This window comes from Isoptericola hypogeus (genome assembly GCF_039531145.1).
Lineage (GTDB): Bacteria > Actinomycetota > Actinomycetes > Actinomycetales > Cellulomonadaceae > Isoptericola > Isoptericola hypogeus.
In genome coordinates this window covers 128619-143804 of record NZ_BAAAPM010000003.1, presented here as the reverse complement: position 1 = coordinate 143804, position 15186 = coordinate 128619, and the positions used below count along the sequence as shown (strand labels likewise).

At 75.6% G+C, this 15186-nt stretch carries 15 protein-coding genes; 11 read left to right on the top strand and 4 right to left on the bottom strand.

Features of this window, described 5'->3' with window-relative positions; all coding sequences use genetic code 11:
- The first annotated feature begins 216 nt into the window (after positions 1-216).
- From ABD254_RS03000 to ABD254_RS02985, 4 genes are read left to right on the top strand one after another with little or no spacing between them, the layout of a single operon-like run.
- Complete coding sequence (locus tag ABD254_RS03000; protein WP_344245522.1) at positions 217-2409, top strand: VanW family protein; 2193 nt, start codon at positions 217-219, stop codon at positions 2407-2409.
- The gene (locus ABD254_RS02995) at positions 2409-3368 is read left to right on the top strand and encodes an ACT domain-containing protein (protein WP_344245520.1); all 960 of its coding nucleotides are present in this window, start codon (positions 2409-2411) and stop codon (positions 3366-3368) included. Before ABD254_RS03000 ends, ABD254_RS02995 begins: the two co-directional genes overlap by 1 nt.
- The gene (locus tag ABD254_RS02990) at positions 3365-4363 is read left to right on the top strand and encodes a prephenate dehydratase (RefSeq protein ID WP_344245518.1); all 999 of its coding nucleotides are present in this window, start codon (positions 3365-3367) and stop codon (positions 4361-4363) included. The genes ABD254_RS02995 and ABD254_RS02990 overlap by 4 nt, the downstream gene beginning before the upstream one ends.
- A complete protein-coding gene (locus ABD254_RS02985; RefSeq protein ID WP_344245516.1) occupies positions 4360-5442 on the top strand; it encodes a prephenate dehydrogenase in 1083 nt (360 codons plus the stop codon). Before ABD254_RS02990 ends, ABD254_RS02985 begins: the two co-directional genes overlap by 4 nt.
- On the opposite strand, the gene ABD254_RS02980 is transcribed toward ABD254_RS02985, so the two are convergent.
- The gene (locus ABD254_RS02980) at positions 5439-5741 is read right to left on the bottom strand and encodes a hypothetical protein (protein ID WP_344245514.1); all 303 of its coding nucleotides are present in this window, start codon (positions 5739-5741) and stop codon (positions 5439-5441) included. The two genes, ABD254_RS02985 and ABD254_RS02980, sit on opposite strands and share 4 nt — an antisense overlap.
- 108 nt (positions 5742-5849) lie before the next feature.
- On the opposite strand from ABD254_RS02980, the gene fdxA reads away from it, so the two are divergent.
- The 3 genes from fdxA (at position 5850) to ABD254_RS02965 (ending at position 8865) form a co-directional block, all read left to right on the top strand.
- On the top strand, positions 5850-6167 hold the full coding sequence (fdxA, locus tag ABD254_RS02975; RefSeq protein WP_344245512.1) for a ferredoxin: 318 nt from the start codon (positions 5850-5852) through the stop codon (positions 6165-6167).
- A gap of 23 nt (positions 6168-6190) precedes the next feature.
- Positions 6191-7360 carry a succinyldiaminopimelate transaminase gene (dapC, locus tag ABD254_RS02970; RefSeq protein WP_344245510.1) on the top strand — a complete coding sequence of 390 codons (1170 nt, stop codon included), beginning with the start codon at positions 6191-6193 and terminating at the stop codon, positions 7358-7360.
- Between the two features lie 170 nt (positions 7361-7530).
- Positions 7531-8865: a citrate synthase gene (locus ABD254_RS02965; protein WP_344245508.1), complete on the top strand. Its 1335-nt coding sequence runs from the start codon at positions 7531-7533 to the stop codon at positions 8863-8865.
- Between the two features lie 54 nt (positions 8866-8919).
- Here the strand turns inward: ABD254_RS02965 and ABD254_RS02960 are convergent, their stop codons facing one another.
- Positions 8920-9882: a hypothetical protein gene (locus tag ABD254_RS02960; protein ID WP_344245506.1), complete on the bottom strand. Its 963-nt coding sequence runs from the start codon at positions 9880-9882 to the stop codon at positions 8920-8922.
- Positions 9883-9928: 46 nt separating this feature from the next.
- Complete coding sequence (gene dapD / locus ABD254_RS02955) at positions 9929-10897, bottom strand: 2,3,4,5-tetrahydropyridine-2,6-dicarboxylate N-succinyltransferase (protein WP_344245504.1); 969 nt, start codon at positions 10895-10897, stop codon at positions 9929-9931.
- 30 nt (positions 10898-10927) lie between these two features.
- Here dapD and dapE point away from each other — a divergent pair, with 30 nt between their 5' ends.
- From dapE to ABD254_RS02935, 4 genes are all read left to right on the top strand, one after another.
- Positions 10928-12148: a succinyl-diaminopimelate desuccinylase gene (gene dapE / locus ABD254_RS02950; RefSeq protein ID WP_344245500.1), complete on the top strand. Its 1221-nt coding sequence runs from the start codon at positions 10928-10930 to the stop codon at positions 12146-12148.
- Between the two features lie 61 nt (positions 12149-12209).
- Positions 12210-13073: an LOG family protein gene (locus tag ABD254_RS02945; RefSeq protein WP_344245498.1), complete on the top strand. Its 864-nt coding sequence runs from the start codon at positions 12210-12212 to the stop codon at positions 13071-13073.
- Positions 13070-14020, top strand: coding sequence for a dihydropteroate synthase (gene folP / locus ABD254_RS02940; RefSeq protein WP_344245496.1), 951 nt, complete (start codon positions 13070-13072; stop codon positions 14018-14020). The genes ABD254_RS02945 and folP overlap by 4 nt, the downstream gene beginning before the upstream one ends.
- Positions 14021-14226: 206 nt before the next feature.
- Positions 14227-14394 (top strand): DUF3117 domain-containing protein, encoded by a 168-nt coding sequence (locus ABD254_RS02935; protein WP_079573043.1) that lies wholly within the window; start codon positions 14227-14229, stop codon positions 14392-14394.
- Positions 14395-14512: 118 nt separating this feature from the next.
- On the opposite strand, the gene ABD254_RS02930 is transcribed toward ABD254_RS02935, so the two are convergent.
- Complete coding sequence (locus ABD254_RS02930) at positions 14513-15085, bottom strand: O-methyltransferase (RefSeq protein ID WP_344245490.1); 573 nt, start codon at positions 15083-15085, stop codon at positions 14513-14515.
- Between the last annotated feature and the right edge of the window lie 101 nt (positions 15086-15186).

The window sequence follows — 15186 nt, the reverse complement described above, 5'->3', positions numbered from 1 at the left end:
CGCGTCCCGTCGCCGGGGCGTGCGGGGCGAGCTCGTGTGGGTGCGGTGGTGCGCTGATGACCAGCCTGTGGGAACCAGGGCCCGAAATGCGTCTTTCACCCCGCCTTCGCCCGTATCTCGGGAAGCCGCCCGAGTAGGATCCTGCACGCGGGCGAGCCCCGCACCACGTCCGTCCGGGGCCCGCGCCCCGTCCTCGAGCCCCTCACGGAGCCGTCCATGGGTCACCCGACCGAGCCCGCGCCCGAGCCGTCCGCCGGGACGCCCGGTCCCCGCGACGAGGACCCGTCGCGCCCCGGCGAGGACCCGTCGCGCCCCGGCGGCGACCAGTCGCGCACCGGCGAGGACTCCGGAGAGCACGGGCCCGCGACGGGCGCCGACGCGCCCTACGAGCCCGCCGTGCGGCTGTACGAACAGCGGGTGATCGCCACGGTGCCGGCGCCGACCGCGTCCGGCGGCGACGCCGGCGAGCCGACGCAGGCCCTGCCGGTCGTGGCGGCCACGGCCCCCGCCGCCGCGAGCGGCTTCGCCCCGACCGGCGCGTCCGCGCCGGGCTCGCCTGTCGACCCCCCGGGCACGCCCGCAGCACCGCCGGGCGGGGACCAGCCCCCGGCCTCCCCGCTCGACGGGCTGTCCGGCGACGGCGCGCCGAGCCGGGCCCCCCGGGTCGCGCTGTGGTCGGGGATCGGCCTCGTCGTCCTCGCCGGCGTCTACGCGGGCGCGCAGTGGGCGGTGGCCGACACCGTGCCGAAGGAGACGACCGTCGCGGGCGTGGACGTCGGCGGCCTCACCGAGCCCCAGGCGGTCTCCGCCCTCGAGGAGGGCCTCGGGCCCCGGGCCGCCGAGCCGATCGCGGTGCAGGCCGGCGAGGCGTCCAGCACGATCGACCCGGCGTCGGGCGGCCTGACGTTCGACGCCGCGGCGACGGTGGACGGCCTCACCGGGTTCTCGCTCAGCCCGGCGCGGCTGTGGGAGCACGTCGTCGGGGGCGGCGAGACCGCGCCCGCCGTGGACGTCGACGACGCGCAGCTCGACGCGACGGTCGACGGGCTCCAGGAGACCCTGGCCGTGGCGCCCGTGGACGGCACGGTGTCGTTCGACGGCGGCAAGCCGGTCGCGACCGACGCGGAGGACGGCTCCGAGCTGGTGGTGGCCGAGGCGTCCGACGTGATCGCGTCGGGGTGGCTCGTGGAGCCCGGCCCGTTCGAGCTGCCCACCGAGGCGGTCACGCCGGCGATCGACCAGGCGGACACCGACGCGGCCCTGGCGCAGGCGGAGACGATCACGGGCGAGCCGGTGATGGTGACGGTCGGCGACCAGACGGTCGAGCTGCCCGGGCGCGCGATCGGGCGCGCCACGTCGTTCGAGCCCGCGGACGGCGCGCTCTCCCCGCAGTTCGACGGTGAGAAGCTCGTCTCGGCCGTCGTCGATCGCACGGACGACCTGCTGACGGAGCCCGACGACGCGCACTTCGAGTTCTCGGGCGGCAGGCCGGTCGTCGTCGGGGGCACCACCGGCACCACGCTCGACCCCGACGCCACCGCGAAGGCGGTCGGCGACGCCGCCCTCGGTGACGACCGCGCCGTCGAGCTGGAGCTCACCGAGCAGGACCCCGAATACACCGCCGCGGAGCTCGAGGGCATCGGGGTCGAGGAGGTCGTCGCGTCGTTCTCCACGCCGCTGACCAGCGACACCGTGCGCACCCAGAACCTCATCCGCGGGGCCGAGCTGGTCACCGGCGCCTTCGTGCCGCCCGGGGAGACCTTCTCGCTCCTGGACACCCTGTCGCCGATCACCGTCGAGAACGGCTTCGTCGCGTCCGGCGTCGTGAGCAACGGCGTGCACACCGAGGGCGTCGGCGGCGGCCTGTCGCAGATGGCGACCACGACGTACAACGCGGGCTTCATGGCCGGGTACGACGACGCCGGCCACCAGCCGCACAGCTATTGGTTCAGCCGGTACCCGGCCGGTCGCGAGGCCACGATCTACGTGGGCGCGATCGACATGAAGTTCACCAACGACACCCCCTACGGCGCCGTCATGCAGTCGTGGGTGTCGGGCGGCGAGATCCACGTGGCGATCTGGTCGTCCCCGTACTGGGACGTCGACTACCAGGCGGGAGACAAGCAGAACGTGGTGCCGACCACGACGGTGCACAGCAGCGGCGCCGACTGCGAGTACTACCCGGCCGGCAACGACGGCTTCACCATCACGAACTACCGCCAGGTCTCCCACGACGGCAAGACCGAGAAGGACGAGTCGTACACGTGGACCTACAAGCCCGACAACGGCGTGGTCTGCGACGAGCCGAAGGCCGACCGCGGCACGGACCGTGACGACGATGCCGGCGGCGGCAGCGGCAAGGACGACACCGGCGACGACGCCGGCCGCGACGAGAGCTCGGAGGGCTGATGCTGGGTCGCACGGAGCGCGAGTCGCCGGCGCACGCCGCCGCGGCCGCGCGGCAGGCGCGCTGGTCCGGGGTGGCGGGAGCGGGCCCGAAGGAGGCGCAGGGCGCGTCGCCGGACGCCGGATCGCCCGAGGCCGCGTCGCCGGGCACGGCGACCGCGCTCCCGGGTGACGCGCCCGACGAGTCCGCGGAGCTGCTGGACCTCGGCAGCACGACGGACACGCTGTCGACCGTCGCCAACATCGACGACCTGGCGGCCGTGGTGCACCTGGGGCACCCGGAGCAGCCGTCGCCCGGGCTGGAGGAGGCCCTCCTCGCGGGCGACCCGTCGCTCATCGTCACGGCGGCGGTCGCGGTCACGCCGGAGTGGGTCTGGGTCGCGCCCGCGGGCGCGGTCGGCGGCCAGGTGGTGATCGACGAGGCCGGCGTGCGCGACTGCCAGGACGTGCTGCGCGGGATGGGCGTGAGCCCCCGGCTCGTGCCGACACGCACCAGCGTCGAGGAGCGGGCCGCGATCGCGGGCCGGTCCGGGTCGCTCGTGCTCGAGCGGTCGCGCGTGCCCGCGGGCTGGGCCGAGCTGCCGGGCAGCGAGCACCTGGGCGGCCGCGGGCCCGTCTGGTACGGCCTGCTGGAGTCCCGGGACGCGTGGCCCAGGTTCGACGCGCCGGCGCAGGTGTGGCTCGCCGTCGGGCCGTCGGACGACCATCGCGGCTCGCTGCAGCACACCCTCGCCGTGCTGTCGGACGCGGGCGTCGACCTGCAGCACCTGCGCAGCCACCCGTCGACGCTCGGCCCGCACGTGTTCTTCACCTCGTTCGGCTGCCCGAGCGTCGCGGTCCTCGACGGCCTCGTGGCCGAGCTCGACTCGCGTGGCGTCGCGCACCGCACGCTGGCGGTGCTGCCCGGCGGCGCGCTCGTACCCGGGCCGCGGCTGCTCGCCCCGCGCTGGGCGGGCGCATGACCGCACCCGCGGGCGGGGCGGTCGCGTTCCTGGGCCCGGTGGGCACGTTCACCCACCAGGCGGTGCTCACCTGGGCGCGCGAGCGCGGCACGCTCGGGGGACCGGGCGCGGGCTCGGACGAGGAACCCGGCGCGGGACCGCTGCGCCCTGAGCCGCTGGGCACGGTCGGCGAGGTGCACGACGCCGTCGCGTCGGGCGCCGCCGACCGCGGGGTGATCGCCATCGAGAGCTCCGTCGAGGGGCACGTGGTCCCGTCGCTCGACGCGCTCGTCGGCAGCCCCGACGTCGTCGCGGTGGACGAGGTCGTGCTGGACGTGTCGTTCGACGCGTTCGTCCGCCCGGGGCACGACCCCGGAGCCCTCACCGAGGCCACGGCGCATCCCCACGGCCTGGCTCAGTGCCACCGCTTCACGGCCTCCCGCGGCCTGCGCGCGGTCCCGGCGTCGTCCAACGCGGCGGCGTGCCGCGACCTCGCCGGCCACCAGGTCGCCTACGGGCCGCGGCTGTGCGGCGAGCTGTACGGCCTGGAGACGCTCGCGGAGCGGGTCGAGGACTTCCCCGGCGCGCGCACGCGCTTCCTCGTGCTGTGCCGCCGGGACGACGCCCCCGCCGTGCTCCGGGGGACCGACGCCCCGGCGTGGCGCACGATGCTCGCCGTGACCCCCGTGGTCACCGGCCCGGGGGTGCTGGCCCGCATCACCGCGGCCTTCGGCGAGCGCGGCGTCAACATGTCGAGCCTCGTGACCCGCCCGCTCAAGGTGCGCGAGGGCCAGTACGTGTTCGTCGTCACGCTCGACGCCGCGCCCTGGCAACCCGGCGTCCGCGACCTGTTCGACGACCTGCTCGCCGCGGGCGACTCGCTGAAGGTGCTCGGCGCCTACCCGGCGGAGCCCGGCGGGCGCGGGCTGGACGGCGTGCTGCCCGACCACGTCCCGACGGGCGGGGTCCGACGCGGCGACGACGCCGCCACCGTCGCCCGGGGGCTGCTGTGGTGACCGGGCGCACGCCCGACGACGTTCCCCCGGGCGTCGGGATCGTCGGCCTGGGGCTCATCGGCGGCTCTCTCGCCCGCCTGCTGGCGGAGCGCGGCGTCGAGGTCGTCGCGACCGACGTCCAGCCGGCCACCCGGGCCGCGGCGCGAGCCGCCGGCCTCGCGGTCGCCGACGACCTGGCGGGCCTGTCCGCCCTCCGGCCCGACGTCGTCGTCCTCGCCGTGCCCCTGCGCGCGGTGCGCGCCACCGCCGTGGCGCTCGCCGACGTGCTCGCGGCCGCGCCGGAGTGGGACCCGACCGTGACCGACGTCGGCAGCGTCAAGGGCCCCGTCCGGGCCGCCGTCGCCGAGGCCGGGATCGCCGGCCGGTACGTGGGCGCGCACCCGATGGCGGGCACCGAGCACAGCGGGTTCGACGCGTCCGCCGCGGCGCTGCTCGACGGCGCCCCCTGGGCGGTGACCGTGGCGGCGCCGGGCGCGGGGTCCGGCCCGGCCACCGACCGTGCCACCGACCGTGCCACCGACCGTGCCACCGACCGTGCCACCGACCGTGCCACCGACCCTGTGCGGCTCGCGGCGGTCCTGCGGCTCGTCACCGGCCCGCTCGCGGGGACGGCCGCGGTCGTCACCGACGAGCGCCACGACGAGGCGGCCGCCCTCGTCAGCCACGTGCCGCACGTCCTGGCCACCCAGCTGCTCAACGCGGTCGCCGGCGCCCCCGTGCGCGACCTCGCGCTGGGTCTGGCGGCGGGCAGCTTCCGGGACGGCACCCGCGTGGCGCACACCGACCCGGCCCGCACCGAGGCGATGGTCACGGCGAACTCGGCCTGGGTGGCGCCCGCGCTGCGCAAGGTCGTGCGCGACCTCGAGCTGGTCGTCGCGGCGCTCGAGACCAACGCCTCGACCCACGACTTCTTCCACGCGGCCGACGCCCTCCGCGACGGGTCCCTGCCCAGAGCGGGCGACGAGCCGGTCGCGCTGGACGGCGACTGGCCGGCGGAGCTGCTCGCGCGCTGCGCCGCTGGCGGCGTCGTCGCCGGCCTGACCGCCACGCACGCCGAGCTGCGGCCGGCGCGCCGCTAGCCTCGGGCGGGTCGGCTCCTCGGTGCGGGGCGTGGTCCGAGGCGCTTCATGGCCTCGATGGCGGCACCCGGGACCACGACCTCGGCGGCCTCGCCCGGCGCGGGGGCGCTCCGCGGCGCGTCCGGACGCAGCCGCAGCCCCGCGTCGTCGACCGCCAGCACGATGCCGATGACGTCCGTCCAGACGTGGCCGGTCCGGGCGGCCTCGGCGGGGTCGAGACGCCGCCGCACCACGACGCGCGCGCCGACCGGCAGGTCTCGCCAGCCGGACGGTGGGACGGGTGAGGACTCGGGCACCACGTCAGCGATACTAGAGTTCGGAGTGCAGGCGTCCCAGCGGCGCCGCCGGAAGCACCGCAGTCCCGCCTCACGGCTCGGCTGCCCCTCGTCACCTGGAAGGTTCTCGCAGTGACCTACGTGATCGCTCAGCCGTGCGTCGACGTCAAGGACCGGGCGTGCATCGAGGAGTGTCCCGTGGACTGCATCTACGAGGGCCAGCGGTCGCTGTACATCCACCCGGACGAGTGCGTCGACTGCGGCGCGTGCGAGCCGGTGTGCCCGGTGGAGGCCATCTACTACGAGGACGACGTCCCCGAGCAGTGGAAGGACTACTACCGCGCCAACGTGGAGTTCTTCGACGACCTGGGCTCGCCCGGCGGCGCGGCGAAGATGGGGGTCATCGAGAAGGACGACCCGATGATCGCCGCGCTCCCGTCGCAGGCCTGACCTCCAGGCGGGACGGCCCAACCATGGGATTCGCCGACCTCAGCGCGCTGGCCTACCCGTGGGACACCCTGGGTGACGTGCGCGCCACGGCGCGCGCGCACCCGGACGGCGTCCTGGACCTGTCGATCGGCACCCCGGTCGACCCGACGCCCGCCGTGGTGCGCGACGCGCTCGCCGCGGCGTCGGACGCGCACGGCTACCCGCTCACGCACGGCACGCCCGCGCTGCGCGCCGCTGTGGCCGCGTGGTTCGCGCGGCGCCGCGGGGTGCCCGACGTCGACCCGGAGGCCGTGCTGCCGACCGTCGGCTCCAAGGAGCTCGTCGGGCTGCTGCCGTCGCTGCTCGGCCTGGGGCCGGGCGACGTCGTCGTGCACCCGGCGGTCGCGTACCCGACGTACGACGTCGGGGCGCGGCTCGCCGGCGCGACGCCGCTGGCGACGGACGACGTCGACGCGTGGGCGGGCCGGCCCGACGTGCGGCTCGTGTGGGTCAACTCGCCGGGGAACCCGACGGGTGCGGTGGCGGACGTGGCGCACCTGCGCCGCGTCGTCGACGCCGCGCGCGAGACCGGGGCCGTCGTCGTGGGCGACGAGTGCTACGCGGAGCTGCCGTGGGCCGACCGCTGGACGGGCCCGGACGGCGCGTCCCTCGTGCCCAGCCTGCTCGACCCCCGCGTGTCGGGGGGCAGCCACGAGCGGCTGCTGGTCGCGTACTCGCTGTCCAAGCAGTCCAACGTGGCCGGGTACCGCGCGGCGTTCGTCGCGGGCGACCCGGCCCTCGTCCGCGGCCTGCTCGCCACCCGCAAGCACCTGGGCATGATCGTGCCCGCCCCGGTGCAGGCGGCGATGACGGCGGCCCTCGGCGACGACGCCCACGTCGCGGCCCAGCGGGCCGTCTATGCCGGCCGTCGCGCCGCACTGCTGGGCGCGCTGGGTGCGGCAGGCTTCGCCGTCGACGGCTCCGAGGCCGGCCTCTACCTGTGGGCCCGCCCGACGGGCGACGCCCGCGCCGGCGCCGACGTGCCCGTCGAGGGGGCGACGTCCCGTGAGCTCGCGGCGTGGTTCGCCCGGCGCGGGATCCTCGTCGGGCCGGGCGAGTTCTACGGTCCCGCGGGCGACCGGCACGTCCGCGTGGCCCTCACGGCGCCTGACGACGACGTGACCCGGGCTGTGGCGCGCATCACACCATCTTGACCCGGGGATTGGAACACCATGGTCTGGGGGGGTAGGTTCGTCCGCAGGTCGTGGTCGCCCCCGGGGAAGCCATGGCCGGCGTGCCCCGGGCCGCCCCGTCCAGAGTCACGAGTCACGCGCTCGCCGGAACCCGACGTGGGGCGCCGTCGAGCCCGTCAGGGAAGGAAGACATGACCTCCACCCAGCCTGCCGCCGGCACCCCGGACGGCACCTCGACCGGCGCAGCCACCGTCGAGCTCGTCACGGGCGGCACCGCCCGGCAGCTGCCCGTGGTCCCGGCGACCGAGGGCAACGACGGCATCGTCGTGTCCTCGCTCCTGAGGGACACGGGGATGGTCACGGTCGACCCCGGCTTCACGAACACCGCGTCGTGCGAGTCGGAGATCACCTACATCGACGGCGACCAGGGCATCCTGCGCTACCGCGGGTACCCCATCGAGCAGCTCGCCGACTCCTCGACGTTCCTCGAGGTCGCCTACCTGCTGATCCACGGCGAGCTGCCGAAGCCCGCCGAGCTCGAGGCGTTCACCGACCGGGTCAACCGCCACACGCTCGTCCCCGAGGGGTTCCGCGCGTTCCTGTCGTCGTTCCCGCGCGGCGGGCACCCGATGTCGATCCTGGCGTCGGCCGTGAACGCGCTCGCCACGTACTACCCCGAGTCGCTGGACCCCCACGACCCGGAGGCGGTCGAGCTCGCCACGGTGCTCATCCTGGCGAAGATCCGGACCATCACGTCCTACCTGCACCGCGCCACGCGCGACGAGCCGCTGATGTACCCGGACTACGCCCGCGGGTACGTCGACGACTTCCTGCGGATGACGTTCTCGCGGCCGTACGAGCAGTGGGAGTCCGACCCGGTGCTCGTCGCCGCGATGGACAAGCTGCTCATCCTGCACGCCGACCACGAGCAGAACTGCTCGACGTCGACCGTGCGGATCGTGGGCTCGTCCAACGCGAACCTGTACTCCTCGGTCGCGGCGGGCATCAACGCCCTGTCCGGGCCGTCGCACGGCGGGGCGAACGAGGCCGTGCTCACCATGCTCGAGAGCATCCGCAGTGGCGACGACTCCGTCGAGACCTTCATGAAGAAGGTCAAGAACAAGGAGGCCGGCGTCCGCCTCATGGGCTTCGGGCACCGCGTGTACAAGAGCTACGACCCGCGCGCGGCGATCGTCAAGAAGCATGCGGACGCCGTGCTCGACCGCCTCGGCGCCAAGGACGAGCTGCTCGACATCGCCCGCGGCCTCGAGGAGATCGCGCTGAACGACGACTACTTCGTCGAGCGCAAGCTGTACCCGAACGTCGACTTCTACACCGGCCTGATCTACAAGGCCATGGGCTTTTCGCCGTCGATGTTCACGCCGCTGTTCGCGCTCGGGCGCATGCCCGGCTGGATCGCCCAGTGGCGCGAGATGATGACCGACCCGCAGACCAAGATCGGCCGCCCGCGGCAGATCTACACGGGCCCCACCGAGCGCGCGTACACGCCGCTCGGCGACCGCTGACCCGCGGGACCCTGACGCCTCCTCCGCCCGAGGCGGAGGAGGCGTTCTCGCGTCCTATCCCGGCTGCTCGGGCGAGTTCAGGCGTACGGTGACCTGGCCGGCAGGCCGGGCGTCCTCGCCGTCGGGGAGGGCGGACCAGGCGCCCTCCTCCCGGGTCCAGACCCGGTCGCCCGCGCGGACCTCGACGGCTCCGGTGGCGGACGCCGTCGCGACGGCCCAGTGCGCCACGGCCCACCCGGAGCGCCCGGCGTCGTCGAAGGGCAGCGCCGTCGCGTCGACGACGACGGCGGAGGACGTGGCGTCCGCCTCGACCTGTGCGGTCATGCCCTGGGGCAGGCCGAGGTCGCGCATCAGCAGCTCGGTGAGCTCGACCGCACCCGCGGCACCGGACGGGTCGTCGTCGGCGGCCTGCGGGAGTGTGCACGTCAGCGCGCCGGGGGAGTGGCCGGTCAGGGCGGAGGCCCAGGCGCGGGCCCGGGTCTCGTGCTGCGCGTACGCGTCGGGGAAGCCCGAGCGCTGCACGGCCTGCGCGGCGACGGTGACCTCCAGGCCCTCGTAGCCCTCCACCTCGACCAGGCCGTCGTAGAACGCGCCGGTCGAGTACACCGGGTCCATGATCTGCTCCGGCGTGCCCCAGCCCTGCGAGGGCCGCTGCTGGAACAGGCCGAGGGAGTCGCGGTCGCCGTGGTCGATGTTGACGAGCCGCGACTCCTGCAGCGCCGTCGCGATCCCGATGGTCCCGGCCCGTGCCGGGAGACCGCGCTGCACGGACGTCCCGACCACCAGGGCAGCGTTGCCCGCCTGCTCCGGCGTGAGGTACCACGACGTGCCGTCGAGCTCGGCGGCGCAGCGCACGGGCTCGGCGGCGTCGTCGAGGGAGCGCAGGACGGTCACTACCCCCGCCGTGGCGGCCGCGCCGACGCCGAGGACCACGACCCCCACGACGACGCCCGTCACGGAGCGTCGCGGGGCGCGCCGCCGGGTGCGCCGGCGAGACCGCGGCAGCACGTCGCTCACGCCCACCGCCCCCGCACGCCGTGACCGCCCGCCGTCGCCCGCGCCGTCAGTTCGCGTGCAGCGCGGCGTTGAGCTCGATGCCCACTCCGCCGCGCTCGAGCACCTCGACGGCGCCCGTGCGCGAGTTGCGGCGGAACAGCAGGTTGTCGCGGCCGGCGAGGTCGCGGGCCTTGACCACCAGCGGGTCGCCGTCGGCGCCCATCTCGCCGAGCACGGTGACCTTGGTGCCCGCGGTGAGGTACAGCCCGGCCTCGACGACGCAGTCGTCGCCGAGCGGGATGCCGAGCCCGGCGTTGGCGCCCAGCAGGGACCGCTCGCCCACGCTGATGATCTCCTTGCCGCCCCCGGACAGCGTGCCCATGATCGAGGCGCCGCCGCCGACGTCGGAGCCGTCGCCCACGACCACGCCGGCCGAGATGCGGCCCTCGACCATGGAGGCGCCGAGCGTCCCGGCGTTGAAGTTCACGAAGCCCTCGTGCATCACCGTGGTGCCCGCCGCGAGGTGGGCGCCGAGGCGCACGCGGTCGGCGTCGGCGATCCGCACGCCCGACGGCACGACGTAGTCGACCATGCGCGGGAACTTGTCGACGCCGTAGACGGTCACGGCGCGCCCGGTGTCGGCGCGCAGCCGCAGGCGGGTGGCCTCGAAGCCCTCCACGGCGCAGGGGCCGTGGGACGTCCACACCACGTTGGTCAGCACGCCGAAGAGCCCGTCGAGGTTGACGCCGTGCGGGGCGACCAGCCGGTGCGAGAGCAGGTGCAGGCGCAGGTAGGCGTCGGCGGTGTCGGCCGGAGGTGCGTCGAGGTCGATCACGGTGCGCACGACGGCGACGTCCACGCGCCGCGCGTCGTCCCGCTCGGTGAGCGCGTCCAGCTCGGCCGGGATGTCGACGTCCTCGGCCGGCGGCTCCCCGAGGCGGGGGGACGGGTACCAGGCGTCGAGCGTGGTGCCGTCGTCCGAGACGGTGGCGAGACCGAGGCCCCAGGCAGGGCGCGAAGCAGCAGGCGTCGTCATGGGGCCAGGGTAGTGCGCCCGTCTGCCACGATGGTGCGCGTGACCACGGACCCCACCGCAACCTCCGCCGACTGTTCACGCGACCCCGCGGGCGTCGAGGCGCCCGTCGACCTGCTCGCCCTCCTCGACCCCGGGACCGTCGGGTCGTCGGACCTCGTGGCGCTGCTCGCCGCGGTCTGCGACGTCCCGTCCGTCTCCGGGCAGGAGACGGCGCTCGCGGACGCGGTCGAGCGGGCCCTGCGCGCGCAGCCGCACCTCGAGGTCCTGCGCGACGGCGACGCCGTCGTCGCACGCACGAGCCTCGGGCGCGACCGCCGGGTGGTCCTCGCCGGCCACCTCGACACCGTGCCGCTGACCGCCGAGCCGAACCTGCCGACGCGCCTCGAGACCGCGCCGGACGGCGAGGTCGAGATGTGGGGCCGCGGCACGGTCGACATGAAGGGCGGGGTCGCGGTGATGCTCGCCCTCGCGGTCGAGCTGGGGCGGCCCGGGCGCGCGCCCGCGGTCGACGTCACCTACGTCTTCTACGACCACGAGGAGGTCGAGGCGTCGCTCAACGGCCTGGGCCGGCTCGCCCGTACCCACCCCGAGCTGCTGGCGGGCGACCTCGCCATCCTCGGCGAGTCGAGCAACAACGGCATCGAGGGCGGCTGCAACGGCACGATCCGCGTCGAGGTGCGCACCACGGGCGTGACCGCGCACTCGGCGCGGGCGTGGACGGGCGTCAACGCGGTCCACGCGGCCGCGCCGGTCCTCGCCCGGCTCGCGGCGTACGAGGCCCGCGACGTGGAGGTCGACGGGCTCGTCTACCGGGAGAGCCTCGGCGCCGTGGGGATCGCCGGCGGCATCGCGGGCAACGTCGTGCCGGACGCGTGCACCGTCACGGTGAACTACCGGTTCGCGCCGTCGCGGTCCGTGGAGGAGGCCGAGGTGCACCTGCGCGACCTCTTCGAGGGGTTCGACGTCGTCGTCACCGACGCCGCGCCGGGGGCCCGGCCGGGCCTGACCGACCCGCTGGCCGCCGACTTCGCCGCCGCCGTGCGTGCCGCCACCGGCCGCGAGCCGCAGCCCAAGTACGGCTGGACCGACGTCGCTCGGTTCGCCGGCCTCGGCGTCCCCGCGGTGAACTTCGGCCCGGGCGACCCGGTGCTGGCGCACAAGGACGACGAGCGCCTGCCGGTGGCCCGCCTCGCGGTGTGCCGCGACACGCTGCGCGGCTGGCTGCTGGGCGACCGCGCGAACGTCGGGTGAACGGCCCGCGACGCACCTCGCGCCCGCCACGTCCGCCGTCGCGAACGCCTAGGCTCGAGGCATGACGCGAGCGACGACGAGCGACCCGAGCGACCGCGGCGACGACGGCGTCCCCCAGTCCGGCCGGGGGTACCGCAAGGGGCCGGTGCTGTTGCGCGGGGCCCAGATCCCGGCCCAGACCACCGACCAGCGGCTCCTGTCGGCCGGCGGCGACGCCGACTGGGTGCACTCCGACCCGTGGCGGGTCATGCGCATCCAGTCGGAGTTCGTCGAGGGCTTCGGGGCGCTCGCGGAGGTCGGCCCCGCGGTGTCGGTCTTCGGCTCGGCCCGCACGCGGCCCGACCACCCGGACTACGCGCAGGCGGTCGAGGTCGGGCGCCTGCTCGCCGAGGCGGGCTACGCGGTGATGACGGGCGGGGGCCCGGGGATCATGGAGGCGGCCAACGCGGGCGCCCACAAGGCGGGCGGCACGTCGATCGGGCTGGGCATCGAGCTCCCGTTCGAGCAGGGGATGAACGAGCACGTCAACCTCGGCGTGAACTTCCGCTACTTCTTCGCGCGCAAGACGATGTTCGTCAAGTACGCGCAGGGCTTCGTGGTGCTGCCGGGTGGCTTCGGCACCTTCGACGAGCTCTTCGAGGCGCTCACCCTCGTGCAGACGCACAAGGTCACCGAGTTCCCCATCGTCCTCGTGGGCACGGACTACTGGGGCGGGCTGCTCGACTGGGTGCGTGGCGCGGTGGCCGAGCGGGGCATGATCTCGCCCGCCGACCTCGACCTGCTGCACCTCACGGACTCGCCGGCAGAGGCCGTCCAGTACGTGATCGAGCGGGGCCTCGCGCTCGCCGCCTCCGAGCGCGAGGCGCTGGCCGAGCTGCAGGAGGACCAGCAGGAGGCCGCGCGCGCCTCGGCCGACGGGTCGTGAGCGGCAGCTCCGGTGTGCCCCGCGCCGGGACCGCGCTCGTCCTGCGCGGCCGGGAGGTGGGCCGCGGCCCCGACGGCGCGCTGCGGCCCGTGGTCATGGCGATCGTCAACCGCACCACCGACTCGTTCTACGCCCCGGCCCGGCTGGCGGACGACGGCGCCGCCCTCGACGCGGCGCACCAGGCCTGGGCCGACGGCGCCCAGATCCTCGACGTCGGCGGCGTACGGGCCGGGGTAGGTCCAGAAGTCGGCGAGACGGAGGAGATCGACCGGGTCGTCCCGTTCGTCGCCCGGGTGCGCGAGCAGGTTCCCGACCTGCTGGTGTCGGTCGACACGTGGCGGTCCGGGGTGGCGCGCGAGGCCGTCGCGGCCGGCGCCGACCTCGTCAACGACACCTGGGCCGGGCACGATCCCGAGCTCGTCGAGGTCGCCGGCGCGGCCGGCGTCGGCGTGGTGTGCTCGCACACCGGCGGCGCGGTGCCCCGCACCGACCCGTTCCGCGTCGAATACCCCGCACGCGCGGACGCGGCCCCGGCGTCGGACCCCCGCGACGGCCTCGTCGACGACGTCGTGACCACGCTCCGAGCGGCGGCGGAGCGCGCCGTCGGCTGCGGGGTGCCGCGGGCATCCGTCCTGGTGGACCCGACGCACGACTTCGGCAAGAACACCTGGCACTCGCTGCACCTGCTGCGTCGCACGGCGGCGCTGGCGGGGCTCGGGCACCCGCTGCTCATGGCGCTGTCCCGCAAGGACTTCGTGGGGGAGACCCTCGACCTGCCACCCGGCGAGCGGCTCGAGGGGACGCTGGCGGCGACGGCGCTCGCGGCCTGGATGGGCGCGAGCGTCTTCCGCGCCCACGACGTCGTCGCCACCCGCCGCGTGCTCGACCTGGTGGCCGCGGTGCGCGACGAGGCGCCGCCGCGTGCCGCGCTGCGGGGGCTGGGCTGACGGCTCGGGCCGACGGCCGGGGCGGGCGTCCTCGCGGGTCCGCGCCGTGAGTCTCGGCAGGCGGCCGGATCCGTCCAGGGTCTGGAAGAGCAGGTCCGGTTCTGAACTAGAATGGTGAGGCGCGCCTCAACCCCGTCCCGCCGACCGGCGGGGGGACGGGAGCGAGGTCAGGCCGAGGAACCGGACAACGGAATGGAGAGCCACAGATGGCTGCGATGAAGCCGCGGACGGGCGACGGGCCGCTGGAGGTCACCAAGGAGGGCCGCGGGATCGTCATGCGGGTCCCTCTCGAAGGGGGTGGCCGTCTGGTCGTCGAGCTCAACGCCACCGAGGCGACCGAGCTGGGCGAGGCGCTCCAGGCCGTCGTCTCCTGACCCGGCGCGCGCCGGGCGCCGGCCCGGACCCGACCGTTCGAGCGCGGGGCAGCATCGCTGCCCCGCGCTCGTCGCATGTCCGGCCCCGTGGCCCAGGCACCGTCTCGCCGGCTGGTCGTCAGCGGCGCACCGCGAGCAGCAGGCCGTCGCCAGACGGCAGCATCGCCGGCAGCAGCCGGTCGTCCGAGCGCAGCGACCGCCCGACCTCGCGCACGACGGTCGTCTCCTCGTCCCGTCGCGCCGGGTCGGGCACGCGCCCGCCGTGCAGGGCGCCGTCGACGGCGAGCACGCCGCCGGGGCGCAGCAGCCGCAGCGCCTCCTCCACGTACTCGGGGTAGGCGTGCGGGTCGGTCCCGACGAGCACCAGGTCGTAGGCGGCGTCGGTGAGACGCGGCAGGACGTCGGCGGGCCGGCCCGGGATGGTCCGGGTGCGGGCGGGGGCCACCCCGGCCTCGGCGAAGGCGCGCTTCGCCGCGCGCTGGTGCTCCAGCTCGGCGTCGATCGTGGTCAGGACGCCGTCCGCGGGCATGCCCTGCAGCAGCCACAGCGCCGCGACACCGGTGCCGGTGCCGACCTCGACGACGGCCCGGGCCGCCAGCGCGGCGGCCACGACCCGCAGCACCGCGCCCGTGCCGGGCGCGATCGCCGGGCAGCCGAGCTCGGCGGCGCGCTCGCGGGCGCGCAGCAGCACCTCGTCCTCGGGGACGAAGGACTCGGCGTAGGCCCAGGCGGCGGTCCGCGCCCGGTGGCCGTCGACGTCGGTGGTGATGGTGGTCCTCCTGGGCGGGCGGC